Source organism: Pseudomonas sp. LW8, from assembly GCF_041956865.1.
GTDB classification, from domain to species: Bacteria; Pseudomonadota; Gammaproteobacteria; order Pseudomonadales; family Pseudomonadaceae; genus Aquipseudomonas; species Aquipseudomonas siliginis.
The window spans coordinates 5,441,565-5,461,988 of sequence record NZ_CP168138.1; the positions used below are offsets into that span (position 1 = coordinate 5,441,565).

Genomic DNA, 20,424 nt, shown 5'->3' on the forward strand with positions numbered 1-20,424 from the left:
ACAAAGAGGCCGGCTGAGACGCCAGAATCGCGGGAATTATCCAGAGAGGATGTGAAAAAAACGGGAAATGGCGGGATTGGCGTGTGCGTTTGCCAGCAACACACTTGTGGTGAGGGGATTTATCCCCTCACCACAAAGCTCACCCCCTGCAAGGGGTTCTGCGGTTAGCGCACGCTGCTGCTGAAGCTGCTCGCCCCCGGCAGTTCGAGGACGATTTCATCGCCGACGTTCAGCGGGCCGACGCCCACTGGCGTGCCGGTGAGGATCACGTCGCCGGCCTGCAGCGAGAAGCAGCCGGCCATGTGCTGGATCATCGGCACGATCGGGTTGAGCATCGCGCTGCTATTGCCGTCCTGGCGCACTTCGCCGTTGATGGTCAAGCGGATGCCGATGTCGGTCAGGTCAGCGAAGGTGCTGCCGACCACGAACGGCGCGATCACTGCCGCGCCGTCGAACGACTTGGCGATTTCCCACGGCAGGCCCTTGGCTTTCAGCTCGGCCTGCTTGTCGCGCAGGGTCAGGTCCAGCGCCGGGGCGAAACCGGAGATCGCATCAAGGACTTCTTCACGGCTTGGTTTGGTCGACAGCGGCTTGCCGATCAACACGGCGATTTCCGCTTCGTAGTGCACTGAACCACGCTCGGTCGGAATGCTGAACCCGCCTTCCAGCGGCACCACGCAACTGCCCGGCTTGATGAACAGCAGCGGCTCGGTCGGCACCGGGTTATCCAGTTCCTTGGCGTGTTCGGCGTAATTGCGGCCAATGCACACGACTTTCCCGATCGGGAAGTGAATGCCCGTGCCGTCGACGTACTGGTGCTGATAGCTCATTTACCGACTCCTGCCTTTATTGATTCAACAGAGATTACCGATCAAACCGGGAAAATCTTGCCCGGGTTCATGATGCCGTTCGGGTCGAACACTGCCTTGACCGCTTTCATGTACTCGATCTCGGCCGGCGAGCGGCTGTAGGTCAGGTAATCACGCTTGGTCATGCCCACGCCGTGCTCGGCCGAGATCGAGCCGTTGTACTTCTCGACGGTTTCGAACACCCACTTGTTGACGGTGGCGCACTTGGCAAAGAACTCGTCCTTGCTCAGGTTTTCCGGCTTGAGAATGTTCAGGTGCAGATTGCCGTCGCCGATGTGGCCGAACCAGACGATTTCGAAATCCGGGTAGTGCTCGCCAACGATCGCGTCGATTTCGCGCAGGAACGCCGGTACTTTCGAGACGGTAACCGAGATGTCGTTCTTGTACGGCGTCCAGTGGGAGATGGTTTCGGAGATGTACTCGCGCAGCTTCCACAGATTGTGCAGCTGGGTTTCGCTCTGGCTCATCACACCGTCGAGTACCCAGCCTTGTTCGACACAGTGCTCGAAGGTTTCCAGCGCGCTGTTGGCCACTTCTTCGGTAGTCGCTTCGAATTCCAGCAGGGCGTAGAACGGGCACTCGGTGTCGAATGGCGCCGGCACGTCGCCACGGCCCATGACCTTGGCCAGCGCCTTGTCGGAGAAGAATTCGAACGCCGTCAGGTCGAGTTTGCCCTGGAAGGCATGCAGCACCGGCATGATCGAATCGAAATCGGCGGTACCGAGGACCATCGCCGTGAGGTTTTTCGGCGTGCGATCAAGGCGCATGGTCGCTTCGACGACGAAACCGAGGGTGCCTTCGGCGCCGATGAACAGCTGACGCAGGTCGTAACCGGTGGCGTTCTTGATCAGGTCCTTGTTCAGTTCCAGCACATCGCCCTTGCCGGTGACGACCTTCATGCCGGCCACCCAGTTGCGGGTCATGCCGTAGCGAATCACTTTGATCCCGCCGGCATTGGTGCCGATATTGCCGCCAATCTGGCTGGAACCTGCCGAGGCGAAATCGACCGGATAGTACAGGCCGTTTTCTTCGGCGACGTTCTGCAGATGCTCAGTGACCACGCCCGGCTGGCACACGGCAGTGCGATCGGTGAGGTTGACGTCGAGAATCTGGTTCATGTAATCGAACGAAACCACCACTTCACCATTGGCCGCCACCGCAGCGGCGGACAACCCGGTGCGCCCGCCGGATGGCACCAGCGCAACCTTGTGAGTGTTGGCCCAACGCACCACGGCCTGCACTTGCTCGATGGTCTTGGGAAACACGATGGCGCTCGGTGCCGGGGCGAAGTGCTTGGTCCAATCCTTGCCGTAAGTGTTCAGGGAGTCGGCGTCGGTGAGGACTTTGCCAGGCTCAACCAGGGTCTTCAGTTCATCAATCAGCGCAGGATTGGTCATCGACAGAACTCTCGAACAATTCATGGTCATCCTGAGAACGCTTCACGTCGCAGGAATGAGTGTTTAGCGGGGTGGCTATGCTAGCATACCGACCCCGCAGGACAGTGCCCAAGGCCAGATCCGCGGTGACGGCTTTGTTGCCGTGCGGGTCAGCTCCAGGCTGCTCCCTCCCTGCCATTTTTCTCCGGGATACAGGTTTACGCAGATGAGCAAGACTTCTCTCGATAAGAGCAAGATCAAGTTCCTTCTTCTCGAAGGCGTCCACCAATCGGCTGTCGACGTCCTCAAGGCGGCGGGCTACACCAGCATCGAATACCTGACTGGTTCCTTGCCGGAAGCCCAGCTCAAGGAAAAGATTGCTGACGCTCACTTCATCGGCATCCGCTCGCGCACGCAACTGACCGAAGAGATCTTCGATCACGCGAAGAAACTGGTCGCGGTCGGCTGTTTCTGCATCGGCACCAACCAGGTTGACCTCAGTGCGGCCCGCGAGCGCGGTATCGCCGTGTTCAACGCACCGTACTCCAACACCCGTTCCGTAGCCGAGCTGGTACTGGCCGAAGCGATCCTGCTGCTGCGCGGCATCCCTGAGAAAAATGCCTCCTGCCACCGTGGCGGCTGGATCAAGTCCGCTGCCAACTCGTTCGAGATCCGTGGCAAGAAACTGGGCATCGTCGGTTACGGCTCGATCGGCACGCAGCTGTCGGTGCTGGCTGAAGGTCTGGGCATGCAAGTGTTCTTCTATGACACCGTGACCAAGCTGCCGCTGGGCAACGCCACACAGGTCAACAACCTGCACGAGCTGCTGGGCATGTCCGACATCGTCACCCTGCACGTACCGGAAACCGCCGCCACTCAGTGGATGATCGGCGAGAAGGAAATCCGCGCCATCAAGAAGGGCGGCATCCTGATCAACGCTGCACGTGGCACCGTGGTCGAGCTCGACGCCCTGGCGGACGCGATCAAGGACAAGCACCTGATCGGCGCGGCCATCGACGTGTTCCCGGTGGAGCCCCGCTCCAACGACGAAGAGTTCGAAAGCCCGCTGCGTGGCCTCGACAACGTGATCCTGACCCCGCACATCGGCGGCTCGACCGCCGAAGCGCAAGCCAACATCGGTCTGGAAGTGGCGGAGAAACTGGTCAAGTACAGCGACAACGGTACTTCGGTGTCGTCGGTCAACTTCCCGGAAGTGGCCCTGCCGGCTCACCCTGGCAAGCACCGCCTGCTGCACATCCACGAGAACATCCCGGGTGTGATGAGCGAGATCAACAAGGTCTTCGCCGAAAACGGCATCAACATCTCCGGTCAGTTCCTACAGACCAACGAGAAGGTCGGTTACGTGGTGATCGACGTCGATGCCGAATACTCGGAGCTGGCGCAAGAGAAGCTGCAACACGTCAACGGTACTATCCGTAGTCGGGTGCTTTTCTAAAAGCAGCTACAAGCCGCAAGTTACAAGCGGCAAGTGAAAGCGCTTTGCCTTTACTTGCCGCTTGCAGCTAGCCACTTGAAGCTGAATAAAAAAGGGAGCCCCGAAAGGCTCCCTTTTTTTATTTCACGTTGACCGTGATTTTTTCCGAAACGATCGATGGGTCGAACGGCATGTGGCCGCTGTCGCCGAGGATCAGTTGCAAGGTGTGCTTGCCCGGGGCCAGTTTGATCGTGGCTTCGGTCTGCGCCTTGCCGAAATGCATGTGGTGAGCGTCAGTCGGAATCGGCGCGCCTTCGGCCGGCAGGTCGTCGACGTCGATCAGCAGGTGATGGTGGCCGGTGTTCTTGGTGGTGTCACCCGCCGGGGCCAGCGCGACGTTCTTGACGCCGAACTTGACCTTGAATTCCTGCGAGACGGTGGCGCCGTCCTCGGGAGAAACGATGAACACTTCAGCATCCTTCGGCGCTGGCGTCGCCGCACTGGCCAGCACCGAAACACCCATCAGCACACCGGCCAACGCTGCACGAGACATAAAGCTTTTCATTTTCTTCTCCAGTTTTTCCGTAAAATCCGCACGGTCATGACAACTTCATGACCATTCGTTGTCGAAGGCACTCGACAACCATAGCAAAGCGAGCCTGAATCAGAGCGTCGCGATAATGATTTCAAAGGAGTGACCATGCGCTTGCTGCCTGGCCTGATCTGCCTGCTACCCCTTCTGAGCCCGCTGGCTCACGCCGAACTGATTGATGACGTCAACGACCGTGGCGAGCTGCGCATAGCCCTTGAGGCTAATACACCGCCCTTCAATTACAAGGAAGGCGACACCCTCACGGGGTTCGAGGTCGAGCTTGGGCAACTTCTGGCCCAGGAGCTGGATGTACGCGCCGACTTCATCGTCACCGACGAGGGCGACCTGCTCCAGGGCGTTGAAAGCGGCAAATACGATGTCGCGCTCAACCACATAGCACTGACACCCGAACTCAAGGATCGTTTCGACTTCAGCGAGCCGTACGGCGAGGTCGACGGGCAGTTGCTGGCAAAGAAGGACGAGACGCCGCGACCGATGGTGCTGGTGCAGGCGTTGACCGAAGCGAAGCCGAAAGCGGCAGCGCCGGTCGAGTTGGCGATCCCGTTTCAGAAGGGTAATCCGGCATTTCAGGCCAGCCTCAAGAGCGCGCTGGAACGGATCAAGGCGGATGGGCGGTTGGCGGCGCTGTCCGAGAAGTGGTTGAAACCGTAAGAGCCCCTCACCCTAACCCTCTCCCGGAGGGAGAGGGAACTGATCCGGGGATGCTTTAGAGGTACGCCGACTTGGGATTGCTATAACGAATCCGAAATCGACTGATCATGGCTTTGTCGAATCTCTGGTCGCCAAGGTCTTTCAGGTCGATGGACAGCGCCAGACACCTCGGTCGGCCCCCTCTCCCCCCGGGAGAGGGCTGGGGTGAGGGCAACGATGGCGGATCAGTCCAAAGCCGCCAGAGTCACCGCCGCCTCAACCAGCTCAAGTTCACTGAAAACCCGAACCCCATGACGCTTGAGCAACGCCGCCGTCACCCCTTCGCCACTGACTTTGACCCCACTGAACGTGCCGTCATACGTCAACAGATTCCCGCAAGAGGGGCTGTTGGCCTTGAGCACCGCCACCCGAATGCCGTGCTTTTGCACCAGTTCCAGCGCTTGCCGCGCCCCCTCGAGAAATTGCGCGCTGACATCCTCGCCCTCAGTAGTGATGACTGCGGCAATGCCATCCAGCACCTCACCGCCCTGCCCGCCGGGAATCTCCGCCGCCGCCCGCGGCGTCGGCAATCCACCGGCCACCTCCGGACACAACGGCACTACCCGCCCTTCTTCGATCCACTGCTCGAGCAGATCAAACGGCCCGCTCGCGCCACCGTCATAGCGCACGCGATGGCCCAGCAGGCAGCGACTGACCAGGATCTTTTCCATGTTCAGAACGGCTCGTTGCCACGGCGACGGAACCAGCCAGTCAGCGACAGGCGCTCGCGATGGGCCGGCAACACTTCGTGGGGCACTTCGCCGGAGAGAAACACCACCAGGCAGCCGCCGGTCGGCTGCACGTCGTGCACACGTTCCTCGCCCAGGTACATGCGCAACTGGCCACCGTCCTCCGGCAACCAGGCCTCGTTGAGGTAGATGACGGCCGAGACCATGCGCCGGTCATCATCGCGAAAGCGGTCGAGGTGCTTGAGGTAGAACGCGCCGGGCGCGTACAGGGCGAAATGGCATTCGAAATCTTCAAGCCCCAGAAACAAGCCACGATTGAGCGCCTCGCGCAGACTGTCCATCAGGCTCAGGTAGCGGTCAGTGGCGTCGGCCTGACCCGGGTCGATCCACTGGATGTGATCGCCGCGAATACCCTCGCGAATCTCCGAAAACGGCCCGCGTCCGACCGCCGCCGGCGCCAGCTCACCCTCGGCTTCACGTTTACGGCACTCGGCCGCCAGCGCCCGGGTCAGATCGGCGGGCAGGAAGATGTTCTGCTGCGACCAGCCGTGTTCGGCCAGGTCGTCGACAATGCGTAACAGCAGCGGGTGTTCAGAGGATATCGGCATGGCGCGCATAGTATGCCGACGGCAACAAATCCGACAGAGCCACGCAGCGCCTTGCTACGAATTCTCGACAAGTACCGGCACCGCACGGACAATAGTCCGCTGCTGACAGGAGTCCCTATGCGCCGTTTGCTTTTTTCACTGTTGATGTTCTGCGTATTGCCCGCCTGGGCGGACGGCCACGATCAGTTGTACAAGGTCGCCGGCTGGCCAGAACAACGCGCGCATTTCAACGATGCCCTGAGCGCCGCCCAGCAGCGCTATCAGAACAGCCTGCCGCCTGCGGTATTTCAGGCGCTGGTTAACAACAGCAATCAGCGCTTCGCCGCGCAGGCCATGGATCAGCGTGCCGAAGCGCAACTGCGGCAGAAACTCGCCGACCCGAAACCGGCGCTGACCTTCTTCCAGTCACCACTGGGCAAGAAAATCGTCGCCGCCGAATTGCTCGCAACCCGTCGCGATCAACTGGCAAAAAATGCCCAGGGCCTGCCGAAGATGCAGGCCAGCGACAGTCGCTTGCTGATCATCGGCCATCTCGCCCAGGCCCTGCCGGCCCGTGAGGCTGGCGCCGAGGTCAGCCTGGCGATTGCCGGCGTGGCAGCGGACAGCTTGAGTTCGATGATTCCGGGATTGCTTGGCGGTGGACAGGCACAGGGCATGCTGAATGGTCAGCGCCAGCGGCTGATGGATCAGATCGGCGCCGATCTGAACAACACGTTGCTCTACGTCTATCGCGATTTGTCGGATGAAGAGCTGGAAGAGTTTGCGACGTTTGCCGAGTCGACCGAGGGCAAGGCTTACTACCAGGCGGCACTGGCGGCGATTCGGGCGGGGTTGGCGGTCGGCCAATAATCTTCGTTGCCTGAAAGATCGCATTCGCGAGCAGGCTCGCTCCCACATTGGATCATCAGTGGACACAAAATGTGTGAGCATCCCGAATTCCCTGTGGGAGCGAGCCTGCTCGCGAAGAGACCCGCACAGCCGCTACAGATTCCTGCCCCTGATCCGCTTGCTCAAGAATTCGAAATACTCCTCACGCATCTCCGCCGTTTCATTGGCCAGGTGATGCCGTGCCTCGGCCAACAGCAGAATCTGCGGCCGGTCGAACTTCCATTTCAACACCTGCAGATTGTGCTGCCAGTCGACAGTCATGTCCGCCTGCCCCTGAATGATCAGCGGCCGTCGCGGACTTTTTTTCGCGTGCTCGACGCGGATGATCCAGCGCGACAGCGCGCCCACCCATTTCGTCGGCAGACGTCTTGGCTGCAACGGATCGGCCAGCAGAAACGGCAGAAAATCCGGATCGTTGGAGTTCTCGCTGAAGCGTCGCGCCACACCGCGTACAAACGGCCGCAGCAGGTAATAACTCAGCTGCGACCAGCCCCACGCCCTTGGTCGCACCAACGGCGCCAGCAGAATCACCTGCCCCTGCGCCGGGCTGTTCTCGCCATGATTGAGCAGATGATCGACGACAATCGCGCCACCGGTGCTTTGCCCGCACAAATGCCAAGGCTGCGGCAGCGCGATCGAGTTCGCTTCAGCGAACAGCGCCTGCAACACGTCCTGGTATTCAGCGAAATCACGAATGCTTGCCCGTGGCCCGCTCGACAGACCATGGCCCGGCAAGTCGCAGGCGATCACGGCGAAATCCTGATCCAGCGCCCACTCGATCACATGCCGGTACAGGCCGATGTGGTCGTAATAACCGTGGAGCAGAAACAGCGTCGCCTTGACCTTCTCCGGCCACCAGCAATGGCTGACCAGCTCGTAGCCATCGACTTCGAAACGACCCATGCCGCGCCAGACATCGCGCTCGGCGAAGTCGGTCTTGTAGAAGCGCTGATAATCCTTCGCCTCATCCGATAACGGCTGCCACTCGGCCAATGGCTTGAGGCTCGCGCGTAAATGATCGGGGTCGAAAGTATCAGGCATGCGGACATTCCAAAGCGGTAAACGGACTTTATCGGCCTGCGATATTCATCTGTCGGAGCAAGCATGGCAAGCTAGCCAACCTTTTCAGATTCCGAAATCATGCGTTCGCCCTACCGCACCGCACTGTTCGCCAGCCTGCTCGCGCTGATCTGCGCCGGGGTGCTGTGGGCGGCATATGACTGGTTTCAGGGCCGCTATCTGCGCGCGTTCAGCGAACATACGGCGGTATTTTCCGGTGACCCGCTGCGCCTGCCGGACAACCTCGCCGGGCCGGGAAATATCCGCCTCGTGCACTTCTGGGACCCGGCCTGTCCGTGCAATGTCGGCAATCAACAGCACCTGAGCGAGATGGTCGAACAGTTCGGCGCGCGTGGCGTGGAGTTCTTCGCCGTGCAAAAGCCCGGCAGCCACGGCCAGTTGCCCGCCACCCTCGCCAGCCTGAAAACCATCGTCGTCCTGCCCGGCGCCGAACAGATCCCCGCCAGCCCTGCCGTGGCGATCTGGGATCGCAGCGGCAAACTCGCCTACTTCGGCCCGTACAGCGAAGGCTTGACCTGCAACTCCAGCAACAGCTTTATCGAACCGATCCTGCATGCCCTGACGGAAGATCGCCCGGTCAATGCTACCCACACCTTGGCGGTGGGTTGTTATTGCCCATGGCCGGCGGACGCGAAGTAAGGCATTCCGGACTTTTCAAGGACAGCGCTGCAGCGCACAGATGCTCTGTGATAAATGTTTGCAGCCCGATGGGCGGCCCTCCCGCCTGCACAAGGAGTCACCATGAAGCGTGCGTTGATCGTCGTTGCCTTGCTCATCGTTGTCCTGCTCGGCGCCGCCGGCGGGTATATCTACAGCAAGCAGCCGACGCGCCAGGGCCAGGTCGAGCTGCGCAACCTGCAAGGCTCGGTGACCGTGCGCTATGACGAGCGCGGTGTGCCGCATATCCGCGCCGAGAACGAAACCGACCTCTATCGCGCCCTCGGTTATGTGCACGCGCAGGATCGTCTGTTCCAGATGGAAGCCATGCGCCGCCTCGCCCGGGGCGAGCTGGCCGAAGTGCTAGGGCCGAAACTGCTCGACACCGACAAACTGTTTCGCAGCCTGCGCATTCGCGAGCGCGCGGCCAGTTACGTCGCCAGCCTCGACAAGCAGTCGCCGGCATGGAAGGGCCTGCAAGCCTATCTGGATGGCATCAACCAATATCAGGACGCCCACGCCGCGCCGATCGAGTTCGACGTGCTGGGCATCCCCAAGCGGCCGTTCACTGCCGAAGACAGCATCAGCGTCGCCGGCTACATGGCCTACAGCTTTGCTGCTGCGTTTCGCACCGAGCCGCTGCTGACCTACGTGCGCGATCAGCTCGGCGCCGATTACCTCAATGTCTTCGATCTCGACTGGCAGGCCAAAGGCGTTCTGGCCACCGATCACACCCGGCACGCACCGGCCCTCGCCGCCGGCGACTGGCAGGACCTCACCGCCCTCGCCCGCCTCAGCGAACAGGCGCTGCTCGACAACGGCCTGCCGCAGTTCGAGGGCAGCAACGCCTGGGTGATTGCCGGCAGCCGCAGTCAGAGTGGCAAGCCATTGCTGGCCGGCGATCCGCATATCCGTTTCTCGGTGCCGTCGGTATGGTACGAGGCGCAGTTGTCGGCGCCGGGTTTCGAGTTGTACGGCCATCATCAGGCACTGGTGCCGTTCGCGTTTCTGGGACACAACCTCGATTTCGGCTGGAGCCTGACCATGTTCCAGAACGACGATCTCGACCTGATCGCCGAGAAGGTCAACCCGGACAACCCCAATCAAGTCTGGTATCGCGGTCAGTGGACCGAGATGCTCGTCAGCGAACAACAGATCAAGGTAAAGGGTCAGGCGCCGGTGACGCTCACCTTGCGCCACTCCCCGCACGGGCCAATCGTCAACGATGCTCTTGGCAGCGCCGCCGGCAAGACCCCGATCGCGATGTGGTGGGCCTTCCTCGAAACACCTAACCCGATCCTCGACGGCTTCTACCAGCTCAACCGCGCCGACACCTTGGCCAAGGCCCGCGCGGCAGCGGCCAAGGTGCAGGCGCCGGGCCTGAATCTGGTGTACGCCAACGCCAAAGGCGATATCGCCTGGTGGGCCTCGGCCTTGCTGCCCAAACGTCCGGCCGGGGTGCAACCGGGCTTCATCCTCGACGGCAGCACGCCCGAAGCGGACAAGGACGGCTACTACCCGTTCAGCGCCAACCCGCAGGAAGAGAACCCGGCGCGCGGCTATATCGTCTCGGCCAACTTCCAGCCCGTGTCGCCGACCGGCATGGAGATCCCCGGTTACTACAACCTTGCCGATCGTGGTCAGCAGCTTGACCGTCAGCTCAGCGACAACCGGGTGAAGTGGAGCAACGAGGCCAACCAGCAACTGCAGCTGGGCACGACGACCGGTTACGGCCCGCGTCTGTTGGCGCCGCTGTTGCCGGTTTTGCGTGAGGTGGTGAGTGATCCGGCGCAGCTGAAACTGGTCGAGCAATTGGCGCAATGGCCCGGCGACTATCCGCTGAATTCCGTCAGCGCGACGCTGTTCAACCAATTCCTCTACGACCTTGCCGATGCGGCGATGCGCGATGAGTTGGGCAATGACTTCTTCGAAACACTGCTGTCGACGCGGGTAATCGACTCAGCGCTGCCACGCCTGGCGGCCAAGGCGGACTCACCGTGGTGGGACAATCGCAGCACGCCGGCCAAAGAAACCCGCGCCGATGTCGTGCGCACGGCGTGGGCGGCAAGCATGGCGCATCTGAAACTGACCCTCGGCGATAACGTGGCCGGTTGGCAGTGGGGCGCGGCGCACACCCTGACTCACGGCCATCCGCTGGGGCAGCAGAAGCCGCTGGATCGCCTGTTCAACGTCGGCCCGTTCGCGGCGCCGGGCAGCCACGAAGTGCCAAACAACCTCTCGGCGAAGATCGGCCCGGCGCCATGGCCGGTGACCTATGGACCGTCGACCCGACGCCTGGTGGACTTCGCCGATCCGGTCCATAGCCTGACGATCAATCCGGTCGGCCAGAGTGGCGTGCCGCTGGACCGCCACTATGACGACCAGGCCGAGGCGTATGTGGAGGGGATTTATGTGCAGGCGCATTTCAGCGAGGAAGAGGTGCTGGCGAATACGCGCAGTACGTTGAAGCTGCTGCCTGCGCGGGCTGCGCAATAGATTGATGCAATCTGCACCGGCCCTTTCGCGAGCAAGCTCGCTCCCACAGGAGATTGCATTCCAAATGTGGGAGCGAGCCTGCTCGCGAAAGCGCTGTGTCAGCCGACATCTGAGTCGACTGACACTCCGTCTTCGCGAGCAGGCTCGCTCCCACATTTACAACCAGGTTGGCCGCAGGGTTGAGGCCAACCTGATATTGCTTAGGCCGCTTCCGGCGCTGGCGCGCGGCGTGCGTCCGGTTGTTTCCACGAATCGGCGGCGCTTTCTTCGATGGCTTGCTGGATGGCTTTCTTGCGTGCTTCTTCGGCGCGGCGGCTGAAGAACCAGACGAGGAAGGTCACCAGCGACACCGCCAGCAGAATCAGACTGGCCACGGCGTTGATTTCCGGCTTCACGCCCAGGCGCACCGCCGAGAACACTTCCATCGGCAGGGTCGTCGAACCCGGGCCGGACACGAAGCTCGCCAGCACCAGGTCATCCAGCGACAGCGCGAACGACATCATGCCGCCCGCCGCCAGCGACGGCGCGATCATCGGGATGGTGATCAGGAAGAACACCTTCCACGGCCGCGCGCCCAAGTCCATCGCCGCCTCTTCGATCGACAGGTCCAGCTCACGCAAGCGCGCTGACACCACCACCGCCACATACGCGGCGCAGAACGTGGTGTGGGCGATCCAGATGGTGACGATGCCGCGCTCCTGCGGCCAGCCGATCATTTGGGCCATGGCCACGAACAGCAGCAACAGCGACAGACCGGTGATCACTTCCGGCATCACCAGTGGTGCAGTCACCAGGCCGCCAAACAGCGTGCGGCCCTTGAAGCGGGTGATGCGCGTCAGCACGAACGCTGCCAGGGTACCCAGCGCCACCGCAGCAACCGCGGTGTAGCAGGCGATTTCCAGCGAGCGCAGCACCGAGCCCATCAGTTGCGAGTTGTCGAGCAGGCCGACGTACCACTTGATCGACCAGCCGCCCCATACCGTCACCAGTTTCGAGGCGTTGAACGAGTAGATCACCAGAATCAGCATCGGCAGATAGATGAAGATCAGACCCAGTACCAGCATCAGGCTGGAGAAACGGAAGCGCTTCATTCTTTACCCTCCATTTCCTTGGCCTGACTGCGGTTGAACAGAATGATCGGCACAATCAGGATCGCCAGCATCACCACCGCCAGGGCGGACGCCACCGGCCAGTCGCGGTTGTTGAAGAATTCTTGCCACAGCACCTTACCGATCATCAGGGTTTCCGGGCCGCCGAGCAGTTCCGGGATCACGAACTCGCCGACCACGGGAATGAACACCAGCATGCAGCCGGCAATGATGCCGTTCTTGGACAGCGGAATGGTGATTTTCCAGAAGCTGTTGAAGGTGCTCGAACCCAGATCCGACGCGGCTTCCAGCAGACTCTGATCGTGCTTCACCAGGTTGGCGTACAGCGGCAGGATCATGAACGGCAGGTACGAATAGACAATCCCGATGTACACCGCCAGGTTGGTGTTGAGGATCTGCAGCGGCTCGTCGATCAGGCCCATGCTCATCAGGAAGCCGTTGAGCAGGCCGTTGTTGCTGAGGATGCCCATCCACGCGTACACGCGGATCAGGATCGCCGTCCAGGTCGGCATCATGATCAGCAGCACCAGTACCGTTTGCAGCTCCTTGCGCGCGCTGGCGATGGCGTAGGCCATCGGGTAACCGATCAGCAGGCAGAGCACGGTGCTGATAAAGGCCATTTTCAGCGAGCCGAGATAGGCGGCGATGTACAGTTCGTCGTCGCCAAGCAACGCGTAGTTGCCCAGGTTCAGCAGCAGTTGCAGCTTCTGCTCGGCGTAGGTGTAGATCTCGGTGTACGGCGGGATCGCCACGTCGGCTTCGGCGAAGCTGATCTTCAGAACGATGAAGAACGGCAGCATGAAGAACAGGAACAGCCAGATGAACGGCACCCCGATGACCAGCTGCCGGCCATTGGGGATGATTCGGTTTATACGGCGTTTGAATTTGCGCATGTTCATGAGCGAAGTACCACGCCGCTATCGTCTTCCCACCACACGTAGACCTGATCGCCCCAGGTCGGACGCGCGCCGCGACGTTCGGCGTTGGCGACGAACGACTGCACCAGTTTGCCGCTCGGCAATTCGACGTAGAACACCGAGTGCCCGCCCAGATAAGCGATGTCGTGGACCTTGCCGCTCGACCAGTTGTACTCGCAGGTCGGCATGTCGGCGGTGACCAGCAGTTTTTCCGGGCGAATCGCGTAGGTGACCGACTTGTCCTGCACCGAGGTACTGATGCCGTGGCCGACGTAGATCTGCCGGTCGAGGTCCTTGCAGGTGATGGTCGCGTGGCCTTCGGCGTCGTCGATCACTTCGCCTTCGAAGATGTTGACGTTGCCGATGAATTCGCAGACCAGACGGCTGGTCGGGGTTTCGTAGATGTCAATCGGGCTACCAATCTGCGCAATCCAGCCCAGGTGCATGATCGCGATGCGCTCGGCCATGGTCATGGCCTCTTCCTGGTCGTGGGTCACCATCACGCAGGTCACGCCGACGCGCTCGATGATTTCCACCAGTTCCAGCTGCATCTGCGAACGCAGCTTTTTGTCCAGTGCGCCCATCGGTTCGTCGAGCAGCAACAGCTTCGGCCGCTTGGCCAGCGAACGGGCCAGGGCCACGCGTTGACGCTGGCCGCCGGACAGTTGATGCGGCTTGCGCTTGGCGTACTGGCTCATCTGCACCAGCTTGAGCATCTCGGCCACGCGGGCGTCGATCTCGGCCTTGGGGATCTTGTCCTGCTGCAAGCCGAAGGCAATGTTCTGCGCCACGGTCATGTGCGGGAACAAAGCGTAGGACTGGAACATCATGTTGATCGGACGGTCGTACGGCGGCATGTCGGTGATGTCGACGCCGTCGAGGAAAATCCGCCCTTCCGTGGGCCGTTCGAAGCCTGCCAGCATCCGTAGCAAGGTGGATTTGCCCGATCCCGAACCGCCGAGCAGAGCAAAAATTTCGCCCTTCTTGATTTCCAGGGACACGTCGTCCACGGCAATCGTCTCGTCGAACTTCTTCGTGACCCGGTCGATTTTGACCAGCACCTGTTTTGGTGTCTGGTCGCCCTCGAGGGCTTTCTTGTAGGCGCCGGAGGCAACTGCCATTTACGAAACTCCCAACAGAAGCAGCAGTTCGCCCCGCAAGACGAACCCTGGATAGTTTGTGCGTTATTTGCCCGACTTGACCTTGGTCCAGCTACGGGTCATCAAACGCTGAATATTGGCTGGCAACTCGGTCGACACGTAGGTCTTGTCGAGGACTGCTTGCGGTGGGTAAACCGCTTCATCGGTGCGAATGGATTGTTCCATCAGCTTGTCCGAACCCGGATTGGGGTTGGCGTAACCGACGTAATCACTGACCTGGGCGATCACCTCAGGTTTCAGCAAATAATTGATGAAGGCGTGGGCCTCTTTGACGTTGGACGAATCCTTGGGGATCGCCAGCATGTCGAACCACAGCGCGCCGCCCTCTTTCGGAATCGAATAGGCGATGTTGACGCCCTTCTTGGCTTCCTCGGCACGGTTCTTCGCCTGGAAGATATCGCCGGAGAAACCGATGGCCACGCAGATGTCGCCGTTGGCCAGATCGCCGATGTACTTCGAGGAATGGAAATAGGTCACGTATGGACGCACCGCGAGCAACTTGGCGGTGGCCTTTTCGTAGTCCTTGGTGTTGGTGCTGTTGGCGTTCAGGCCCAGGTAATTGAGCATGGTCGGCATCATTTCGTCAGCCGAATCGAGGAACGCGACACCGCAGCTGTGCAGCTTCTTGATGTTTTCCGGCTCGAACAGCACGGCCCAGGAATCGATCTTGTCGATACCCAGCACAGCTTTGACCTTGTCGACGTTGTAGCCGATGCCGTTGGTGCCCCACAGATACGGTACGGCGTAGAGGTTGCCGGGATCGTTCTGCTCCAGGCGCTTGAGCAGCACCGGGTCGAGGTTGGAATAATTCGGCAACTGCGCCTTGTCGAGCTTCTGGAACGCGCCCGCCTTGATCTGCTTGCCAAGGAAGTGGTTCGACGGCACGACCACGTCATAACCGGTGCGCCCGGCGAGCAGCTTGCCTTCCAGGGTTTCGTTGGAGTCGAAAACGTCGTAGACCGGTTTGATCCCGGTCTCTTTCTCGAAGTCGGCCAGGGTCGATTCGCCGATGTAATCGGACCAGTTATAAATATGCACCGTACCGGCGGCCTGGGCTCCGACAGCGATTGTCAGGCCGGCAGCGGCCAGCAGGGCTTTGCGCAAAGAAGAAAATACAGGCAAGTGGAGGTCCTCTAAATTGATTGGGCCCAAGTTGCCCCGCGCTGCATGACAGCCATGGCTGCCCGACAACAAAACCGGCGCGCAACTTACCCTCGAAAAACCGATCCAGCAAAACTTTCTGTCATTTAATTATCCGCTGGCCGCCGTCGCGACGACGACGGCCAGTGGTTGTGGCGACAAACCGGCTTATTTGCCCGATTTGATCTTGGTCCAGCTGCGGGTGATCAGACGCAGCGTGGCGGCGTCCAGATCGCTGATCGCATAGAGTTGCTTCTTCACTTCAGCCGAAGGATAGATGCTCGGGTCGCTGGTGATGTCCTTGTCCACCAGAGGCGTTGCCGCCTTGTTGCCGTTCGGGAAACGCACGGCGTTGGTGATGCCGGCCATCACTTGCGGCTCCAGCAGGTAGTTCATGAACTTGTAGGCGGCTTCGACGTTTTCGGCATCCTTGGGAATGGCGACCATGTCGTAGAAAGTACCGGCGCCTTCTTTCGGAATGGTGTAGGCCAGCTTGACCTTGTCACCGGCTTCCTGAGCGCGGGTCTTGGATTGCTCCAGGTCACCCGAGTAACCGACGGCGACGCAGATGTTGCCGTTGGCCAGGTCCGAGATGTACTTGGAAGAGTGGAAGTAGGCGACCGAAGGACGGATCTTCAGGAACAGGTCTTCGGCAGCTTTCAGATCAGCCTTGTCCTTGCTGTTGGTCGGCTTGCCCAGATAGTGCAATGCCGCCGGAATCATTTCGGTCGGGGCATCGAGGAAGCTCACGCCGCAGCTTTTGAGTTTCTCGATGTTTTCCGGCTTGAACACCACGTCCCACGAATCGATCTTGTCGATACCCAGCGCAGCCTTGACCTTGGCCGGGTTGTAGCCGATGCCGATCGAGCCCCACATGTACGGGAAGGCGTGTTTGTTGCCCTGGTCGCTGGCGTCGCCAACGGCCTTGAGCAGGTCTTCGTCGAGGTTTTTCCAGTTAGGCAGCTTGGACTTGTCCAGCTCCTGGTAAACGCCGGCCTTGATCTGCTTGGCGAGGAAGTTGTTGGAAGGCACCACGATGTCGTAACCGGACTTGCCGGCCAGCAGCTTGGCTTCCAGGGTTTCGTTACTGTCGAAGACGTCGTAGACGACTTTGATCCCGGTGGCTTTTTCGAAGTTGGCCACGGTGTCCGGCGCGATATAGTCGGACCAGTTGTAGACGTGCAGCACCTTGTCGTCCGCGTGCACCGCACCCGCCATCATGCCCGCCATGGACAGCGCGAGCAGAGTCTTGCCAGCTAGCTTTTTACCTAATGCCTTCATGCGTCATGCTCCAAATTTTTCTTTTTTGAACCACTTTGTTCAGCGGCCGAACCCGGACAACTGGAACCGCGGCTAGTCTGGCAAGATCCGAGGCGGTCTTTCAACAAAAGACCAGCCTTTCTGACAGCTTTGAGCGAGTGCGCCGCAGCTCCCCCGCCCAAAGCCTAGCACCTAGGCCTGCAGCGCATTGAGGGTCAGGTCCAGACACTTGCGTGCTTTTGTAACCAGCTCATCGATTTCGGCTTTGCTGATCACCAGCGGCGGCGCGATGATCATGGTGTCGCCCACCGCGCGCATGATCAGGCCATTGTCGAAGCAGAACTGCCGGCAGATCATGCCCACGCCCTTGCCTTCGTAACGCTTGCGCGTGGCCTTGTCCTGCACCAGCTCGATCGCCCCCAGCAGACCGACGCCGCGAACTTCACCCACCAACGGGTGATCGTTCAGCTCGCGCAGACGTTTCTGCAAATACGGTGCCGTTTCGTTGTGGGCGTTCTCGATAATTTTTTCGTCGCGCAGGATGCGGATGTTTTCCAGGCCCACCGCGGCTGCCACCGGGTGCCCGGAGTAAGTGAAGCCGTGGTTGAAATCGCCGCCTTCGTTGAGCACGGCCACCACCGAGTCACGCACGATCAATCCGCCCATCGGGATGTAGCCGGAGGTCAGGCCTTTGGCGATGGTCATCATGTGCGGCTTGAGGTCGTAGAAATCGCTACCGAACCACTCACCGGTACGGCCAAAACCGCAGATCACTTCATCGGCAACGAAAAGGATGTCGTACTTGGCGAGGATTTCCTTGATGCGCGGCCAGTAGGTGTCGGGCGGAATGATCACGCCGCCGGCACCCTGGATCGGCTCGGCAATAAAGGCACCGACGTTGTCGACGCCGACTTCGAGAATCTTCTCTTCGAGCTGATTGGCCGCCCAGATGCCGAACTCTTCCGGCGACATGTCACCACCCTCGGCGAACCAATACGGCTGGGCGATGTGGACGATGCCCGGAATCGGCAGGTCGCCCTGCTCGTGCATATAAGTCATGCCGCCGAGGCTCGCGCCGGCCACGGTCGAACCGTGATAACCGTTCTTGCGGCTGATGATGACTTTCTTGTTCGGCTGGCCTTTGATCGCCCAGTAGTGACGGACCATGCGCAACATGGTGTCGTTGCCTTCAGAGCCGGAGCCGGTGAAGAACACGTGGTTCATGCCTTCTGGCGCCACGTCGGCAATCGCCTTGGCCAGTTCCAGTGCCGGCGGGTGTGCGGTCTGGAAGAACAGGTTGTAGTACGGCAGCTCGCGCATCTGTTTGGCGGCGGCATCGGCCAGTTCATCGCGACCGTAACCGATCGCCACGCACCAGAGGCCAGCCATGCCGTCGAGGATCTTGTTGCCTTCGCTGTCCCACAGATAAACGCCCTTGGCGTTGGTGATGATCCGCGGGCCCTTCTCTTTCAGTTGCTTGAAGTCGCTGAACGGGGCCAGGTGGTGATCGCTGCTCAGCGCTTGCCACTCACGGGTTTGCGGGTTGTTGCTGGTCATGCCAATTCTCCTTGTTATCGGTGAAGGCGCGACGGCTGGCCGCCGCGCCCGGCGTATCAGACGGCGAAGAGCAGGTACTCACGCTCCCAGGAACTGATCACGCGCTTGAAGTTTTCATGCTCGGCGCGCTTGACCGCGACGTAGCCGGTGATGAAGGTCTTGCCGAGATACTTCTCGATGGTCGCGCTGTTTTCCATACGCTCCAGCGCGTCTTCAATGGTCAGCGGCAGGCGCAGGTTGCGGCGCTCGTAACCACGGCCAACCACTGGCGCGCTCGGGTTCAGGCCCTCGACCATGCCGATGTAACCGCAGAGCAGGCTCGCGGCGATCGCCAGGTACGGGTTGGCGTCGGCGCCCGGCAGACGGTTTTCCACGCGCCGGTTCTGCGGGCCGGCATCCGGTACGCGTAGGCCGACGGTGCGGTTCTCTTCGCCCCACTCGACGTTTACCGGTGCCGAAGTGTCCGGAAGGAAGCGGCGGAACGAGTTGACGTTCGGCGCGAACAGCGGCAACAGCTCGGGGATCAGCTTCTGCAAGCCACCGATGTGGTGCAGGAACAACTGGCTCATGGTCCCGTCTTCGTTGGAGAAAACGTTCTTGCCGGTCTGAATGTCGATGATGCTCTGGTGCAGGTGCATGGCGCTGCCCGGCTCGCCGGTCATCGGCTTGGCCATGAATGTCGCAGCGACATCGTGCTTGAGCGCGGCCTCGCGCATGGTGCGCTTGAACACCAGAATCTGATCGGCCAGCGACAGGGCGTCACCGTGACGGAAGTTGATTTCCATCTGCGCGGTGCCGTCTTCGTGGATCAGCGTGTCGAGGTCCAGCTCCTGTAATTCGCACCAGTCGTAGACGTCTTCGAACAGCGGGTCGAATTCGTTGGCCGCTTCAATGGAGAACGACTGCCGGCCGATTTCCGGACGGCCCGAGCGGCCGATCGGCGGCTGCAACGGATAGTCGGGGTCGTCGCTGCGCTTGGTCAGGTAGAACTCCATTTCCGGCGCCACGATCGGCTGCCAGCCCTTGTCGGCATACAGCTTCAAGACTTTCTTGAGGACGTTGCGCGGCGACAGCTCGATCGGGTTGCCTTGCTTGTCGTAGGTGTCGTGGATCACCTGCGCGGTCGGCTCGATGGCCCACGGCACCAGGTACACGGCGTTCTGGTCGGGGCGGCAGATCATGTCGATGTCGGCCGGGTCGAGCAGTTCGTAATAGATGTCGTCTTCGACGTAATCGCCGGTCACGGTCTGCAGCAGCACGCTCTCCGGCAGACGCATGCCTTTCTCGGCGATGAACTTGTTGGTCGGCGAAATCTTGCCCCGGGTAATGCCGGTCAAGTCGCCGATCATGCATTCGACTTCTGTGATCTTGCGGTCTTTCAACCAATCGGTGAGCTGGTCGAGGTTGTTACTCATAAATGCCTCTGGGCTGAGTCTCCTGACGCGATGTCAGGCAATTTTGACGCTTGCGGCGTCGCGTTAAAGGGGGCTTGCTCGCGCAGTGCCGGCTTACGCCTGGCACCGCGCATAGACAATGAAAGAGGAGCTTACCTGCCCTTGACGCTGGCGTTGCATTTCCCGTGCACTTTGCAAACGTGCAGAATCAAAAGCACGGCGCCAAGTGCGGCACGGGCTTTGAGCGGGAAAGAGTTCTATAGTGGAAGGAGACGCCATAAAGCGGATGCTGTGCCCGACGTCCAGAATATCGGACGCTGCCGTTTTGCCGGATTTTGACGAGAGTCTCGTCAACAGGCTGCGCGCCTTGCTGGCTGCGCTACGGACGGATTGATCGCCACTGATGTGATGAGCATGCAGACCGGACTGTTGCGAGCAGTCGGTGATGCCGATTAACGGCAGGCGAGACATGAAGCACCCCGGTAT

General features: G+C 60.6%; 19 protein-coding genes. 5 read left to right on the forward strand and 14 right to left on the reverse strand.

Going from position 1 to position 20,424, the window contains the following annotated elements; translation table 11 throughout:
* Nucleotides 1–164: 164 nt before the first annotated feature.
* Nucleotides 165–830 (reverse strand): fumarylacetoacetate hydrolase family protein, encoded by a 666-nt coding sequence (locus tag AB9L16_RS24685; protein ID WP_375122840.1) that lies wholly within the window; start codon nucleotides 828–830, stop codon nucleotides 165–167.
* Nucleotides 831–871: 41 nt separating this feature from the next.
* On the reverse strand, nucleotides 872–2,266 hold the full coding sequence (locus tag AB9L16_RS24690; protein WP_375122841.1) for an FAD-binding oxidoreductase: 1,395 nt from the start codon (nucleotides 2,264–2,266) through the stop codon (nucleotides 872–874).
* 205 nt (nucleotides 2,267–2,471) lie between these two features.
* On the opposite strand from AB9L16_RS24690, the gene serA reads away from it, so the two are divergent.
* A complete protein-coding gene (gene serA, locus AB9L16_RS24695; protein WP_024014707.1) occupies nucleotides 2,472–3,701 on the forward strand; it encodes a phosphoglycerate dehydrogenase in 1,230 nt (409 codons plus the stop codon).
* A gap of 118 nt (nucleotides 3,702–3,819) precedes the next feature.
* Here the strand turns inward: serA and AB9L16_RS24700 are convergent, their stop codons facing one another.
* Complete coding sequence (locus tag AB9L16_RS24700) at nucleotides 3,820–4,245, reverse strand: DUF4399 domain-containing protein (protein ID WP_252882838.1); 426 nt, start codon at nucleotides 4,243–4,245, stop codon at nucleotides 3,820–3,822.
* Between the two features lie 135 nt (nucleotides 4,246–4,380).
* Between AB9L16_RS24700 and AB9L16_RS24705 the strand changes: the two genes are divergently transcribed.
* Nucleotides 4,381–4,944, forward strand: coding sequence for a transporter substrate-binding domain-containing protein (locus tag AB9L16_RS24705; protein ID WP_125925409.1), 564 nt, complete (start codon nucleotides 4,381–4,383; stop codon nucleotides 4,942–4,944).
* A gap of 224 nt (nucleotides 4,945–5,168) precedes the next feature.
* On the opposite strand, the gene AB9L16_RS24710 is transcribed toward AB9L16_RS24705, so the two are convergent.
* Nucleotides 5,169–5,654 carry a DUF523 domain-containing protein gene (locus AB9L16_RS24710; RefSeq protein ID WP_236167736.1) on the reverse strand — a complete coding sequence of 162 codons (486 nt, stop codon included), beginning with the start codon at nucleotides 5,652–5,654 and terminating at the stop codon, nucleotides 5,169–5,171.
* Nucleotides 5,655–5,656: 2 nt separating this feature from the next.
* A complete protein-coding gene (locus AB9L16_RS24715; RefSeq protein WP_375122843.1) occupies nucleotides 5,657–6,289 on the reverse strand; it encodes a 2OG-Fe(II) oxygenase in 633 nt (210 codons plus the stop codon).
* A gap of 108 nt (nucleotides 6,290–6,397) precedes the next feature.
* Between AB9L16_RS24715 and AB9L16_RS24720 the strand changes: the two genes are divergently transcribed.
* Complete coding sequence (locus tag AB9L16_RS24720; protein WP_024014712.1) at nucleotides 6,398–7,129, forward strand: DUF2059 domain-containing protein; 732 nt, start codon at nucleotides 6,398–6,400, stop codon at nucleotides 7,127–7,129.
* A gap of 132 nt (nucleotides 7,130–7,261) precedes the next feature.
* On the opposite strand, the gene AB9L16_RS24725 is transcribed toward AB9L16_RS24720, so the two are convergent.
* On the reverse strand, nucleotides 7,262–8,209 hold the full coding sequence (locus AB9L16_RS24725; protein WP_150637043.1) for an alpha/beta hydrolase: 948 nt from the start codon (nucleotides 8,207–8,209) through the stop codon (nucleotides 7,262–7,264).
* A 99-nt stretch (nucleotides 8,210–8,308) separates the two neighbouring features.
* Between AB9L16_RS24725 and AB9L16_RS24730 the strand changes: the two genes are divergently transcribed.
* On the forward strand, nucleotides 8,309–8,887 hold the full coding sequence (locus tag AB9L16_RS24730) for a DUF6436 domain-containing protein (RefSeq protein ID WP_150637045.1): 579 nt from the start codon (nucleotides 8,309–8,311) through the stop codon (nucleotides 8,885–8,887).
* Nucleotides 8,888–8,989: 102 nt separating this feature from the next.
* Nucleotides 8,990–11,401, forward strand: coding sequence for a penicillin acylase family protein (locus AB9L16_RS24735; protein WP_375122844.1), 2,412 nt, complete (start codon nucleotides 8,990–8,992; stop codon nucleotides 11,399–11,401).
* A gap of 200 nt (nucleotides 11,402–11,601) precedes the next feature.
* Here the strand turns inward: AB9L16_RS24735 and AB9L16_RS24740 are convergent, their stop codons facing one another.
* From AB9L16_RS24740 to AB9L16_RS24775, 8 genes are all read right to left on the reverse strand, one after another.
* Entirely contained in the window at nucleotides 11,602–12,492 is an 891-nt protein-coding gene (locus AB9L16_RS24740) for an ABC transporter permease subunit (RefSeq protein ID WP_056786237.1), read from the reverse strand.
* Entirely contained in the window at nucleotides 12,489–13,370 is an 882-nt protein-coding gene (locus AB9L16_RS24745; protein WP_177327003.1) for an ABC transporter permease subunit, read from the reverse strand. Before AB9L16_RS24745 ends, AB9L16_RS24740 begins: the two co-directional genes overlap by 4 nt.
* Nucleotides 13,371–13,405: 35 nt before the next feature.
* Nucleotides 13,406–14,548: an ABC transporter ATP-binding protein gene (locus AB9L16_RS24750; RefSeq protein ID WP_016772662.1), complete on the reverse strand. Its 1,143-nt coding sequence runs from the start codon at nucleotides 14,546–14,548 to the stop codon at nucleotides 13,406–13,408.
* Between the two features lie 63 nt (nucleotides 14,549–14,611).
* Nucleotides 14,612–15,709 carry a polyamine ABC transporter substrate-binding protein gene (locus tag AB9L16_RS24755; RefSeq protein ID WP_038860901.1) on the reverse strand — a complete coding sequence of 366 codons (1,098 nt, stop codon included), beginning with the start codon at nucleotides 15,707–15,709 and terminating at the stop codon, nucleotides 14,612–14,614.
* 186 nt (nucleotides 15,710–15,895) lie between these two features.
* Complete coding sequence (locus AB9L16_RS24760) at nucleotides 15,896–17,008, reverse strand: polyamine ABC transporter substrate-binding protein (protein ID WP_039757472.1); 1,113 nt, start codon at nucleotides 17,006–17,008, stop codon at nucleotides 15,896–15,898.
* Between the two features lie 171 nt (nucleotides 17,009–17,179).
* Nucleotides 17,180–18,544, reverse strand: coding sequence for an aspartate aminotransferase family protein (locus AB9L16_RS24765; RefSeq protein ID WP_150637053.1), 1,365 nt, complete (start codon nucleotides 18,542–18,544; stop codon nucleotides 17,180–17,182).
* A 56-nt stretch (nucleotides 18,545–18,600) separates the two neighbouring features.
* The gene (locus AB9L16_RS24770; RefSeq protein WP_016772658.1) at nucleotides 18,601–19,959 is read right to left on the reverse strand and encodes a glutamine synthetase family protein; all 1,359 of its coding nucleotides are present in this window, start codon (nucleotides 19,957–19,959) and stop codon (nucleotides 18,601–18,603) included.
* Nucleotides 19,960–20,052: 93 nt separating this feature from the next.
* Nucleotides 20,053–20,409, reverse strand: coding sequence for a glutamine amidotransferase (locus AB9L16_RS24775; RefSeq protein WP_252877077.1), 357 nt, complete (start codon nucleotides 20,407–20,409; stop codon nucleotides 20,053–20,055).
* Nucleotides 20,410–20,424: the final 15 nt, after the last annotated feature.

Coding starts and splice junctions, on each gene's coding strand:
- AB9L16_RS24705 (WP_125925409.1), top strand. CDS start 4,381: ATGCGCTTGCTGCCTGGCCTGATCTGCCTGCTACCCCTTCTGAGCCCG.
- AB9L16_RS24730 (WP_150637045.1), top strand. CDS start 8,309: ATGCGTTCGCCCTACCGCACCGCACTGTTCGCCAGCCTGCTCGCGCTG.
- AB9L16_RS24685 (WP_375122840.1), bottom strand. CDS start 830: ATGAGCTATCAGCACCAGTACGTCGACGGCACGGGCATTCACTTCCCG.
- AB9L16_RS24750 (WP_016772662.1), bottom strand. CDS start 14,548: ATGGCAGTTGCCTCCGGCGCCTACAAGAAAGCCCTCGAGGGCGACCAG.
- AB9L16_RS24740 (WP_056786237.1), bottom strand. CDS start 12,492: ATGAAGCGCTTCCGTTTCTCCAGCCTGATGCTGGTACTGGGTCTGATC.
- AB9L16_RS24700 (WP_252882838.1), bottom strand. CDS start 4,245: ATGAAAAGCTTTATGTCTCGTGCAGCGTTGGCCGGTGTGCTGATGGGT.
- AB9L16_RS24720 (WP_024014712.1), top strand. CDS start 6,398: ATGCGCCGTTTGCTTTTTTCACTGTTGATGTTCTGCGTATTGCCCGCC.
- AB9L16_RS24775 (WP_252877077.1), bottom strand. CDS start 20,409: ATGTCTCGCCTGCCGTTAATCGGCATCACCGACTGCTCGCAACAGTCC.
- AB9L16_RS24770 (WP_016772658.1), bottom strand. CDS start 19,959: ATGAGTAACAACCTCGACCAGCTCACCGATTGGTTGAAAGACCGCAAG.
- serA (WP_024014707.1), top strand. CDS start 2,472: ATGAGCAAGACTTCTCTCGATAAGAGCAAGATCAAGTTCCTTCTTCTC.
- AB9L16_RS24765 (WP_150637053.1), bottom strand. CDS start 18,544: ATGACCAGCAACAACCCGCAAACCCGTGAGTGGCAAGCGCTGAGCAGC.
- AB9L16_RS24760 (WP_039757472.1), bottom strand. CDS start 17,008: ATGAAGGCATTAGGTAAAAAGCTAGCTGGCAAGACTCTGCTCGCGCTG.
- AB9L16_RS24735 (WP_375122844.1), top strand. CDS start 8,990: ATGAAGCGTGCGTTGATCGTCGTTGCCTTGCTCATCGTTGTCCTGCTC.
- AB9L16_RS24710 (WP_236167736.1), bottom strand. CDS start 5,654: ATGGAAAAGATCCTGGTCAGTCGCTGCCTGCTGGGCCATCGCGTGCGC.
- AB9L16_RS24715 (WP_375122843.1), bottom strand. CDS start 6,289: ATGCGCGCCATGCCGATATCCTCTGAACACCCGCTGCTGTTACGCATT.
- AB9L16_RS24725 (WP_150637043.1), bottom strand. CDS start 8,209: ATGCCTGATACTTTCGACCCCGATCATTTACGCGCGAGCCTCAAGCCA.
- AB9L16_RS24690 (WP_375122841.1), bottom strand. CDS start 2,266: ATGACCAATCCTGCGCTGATTGATGAACTGAAGACCCTGGTTGAGCCT.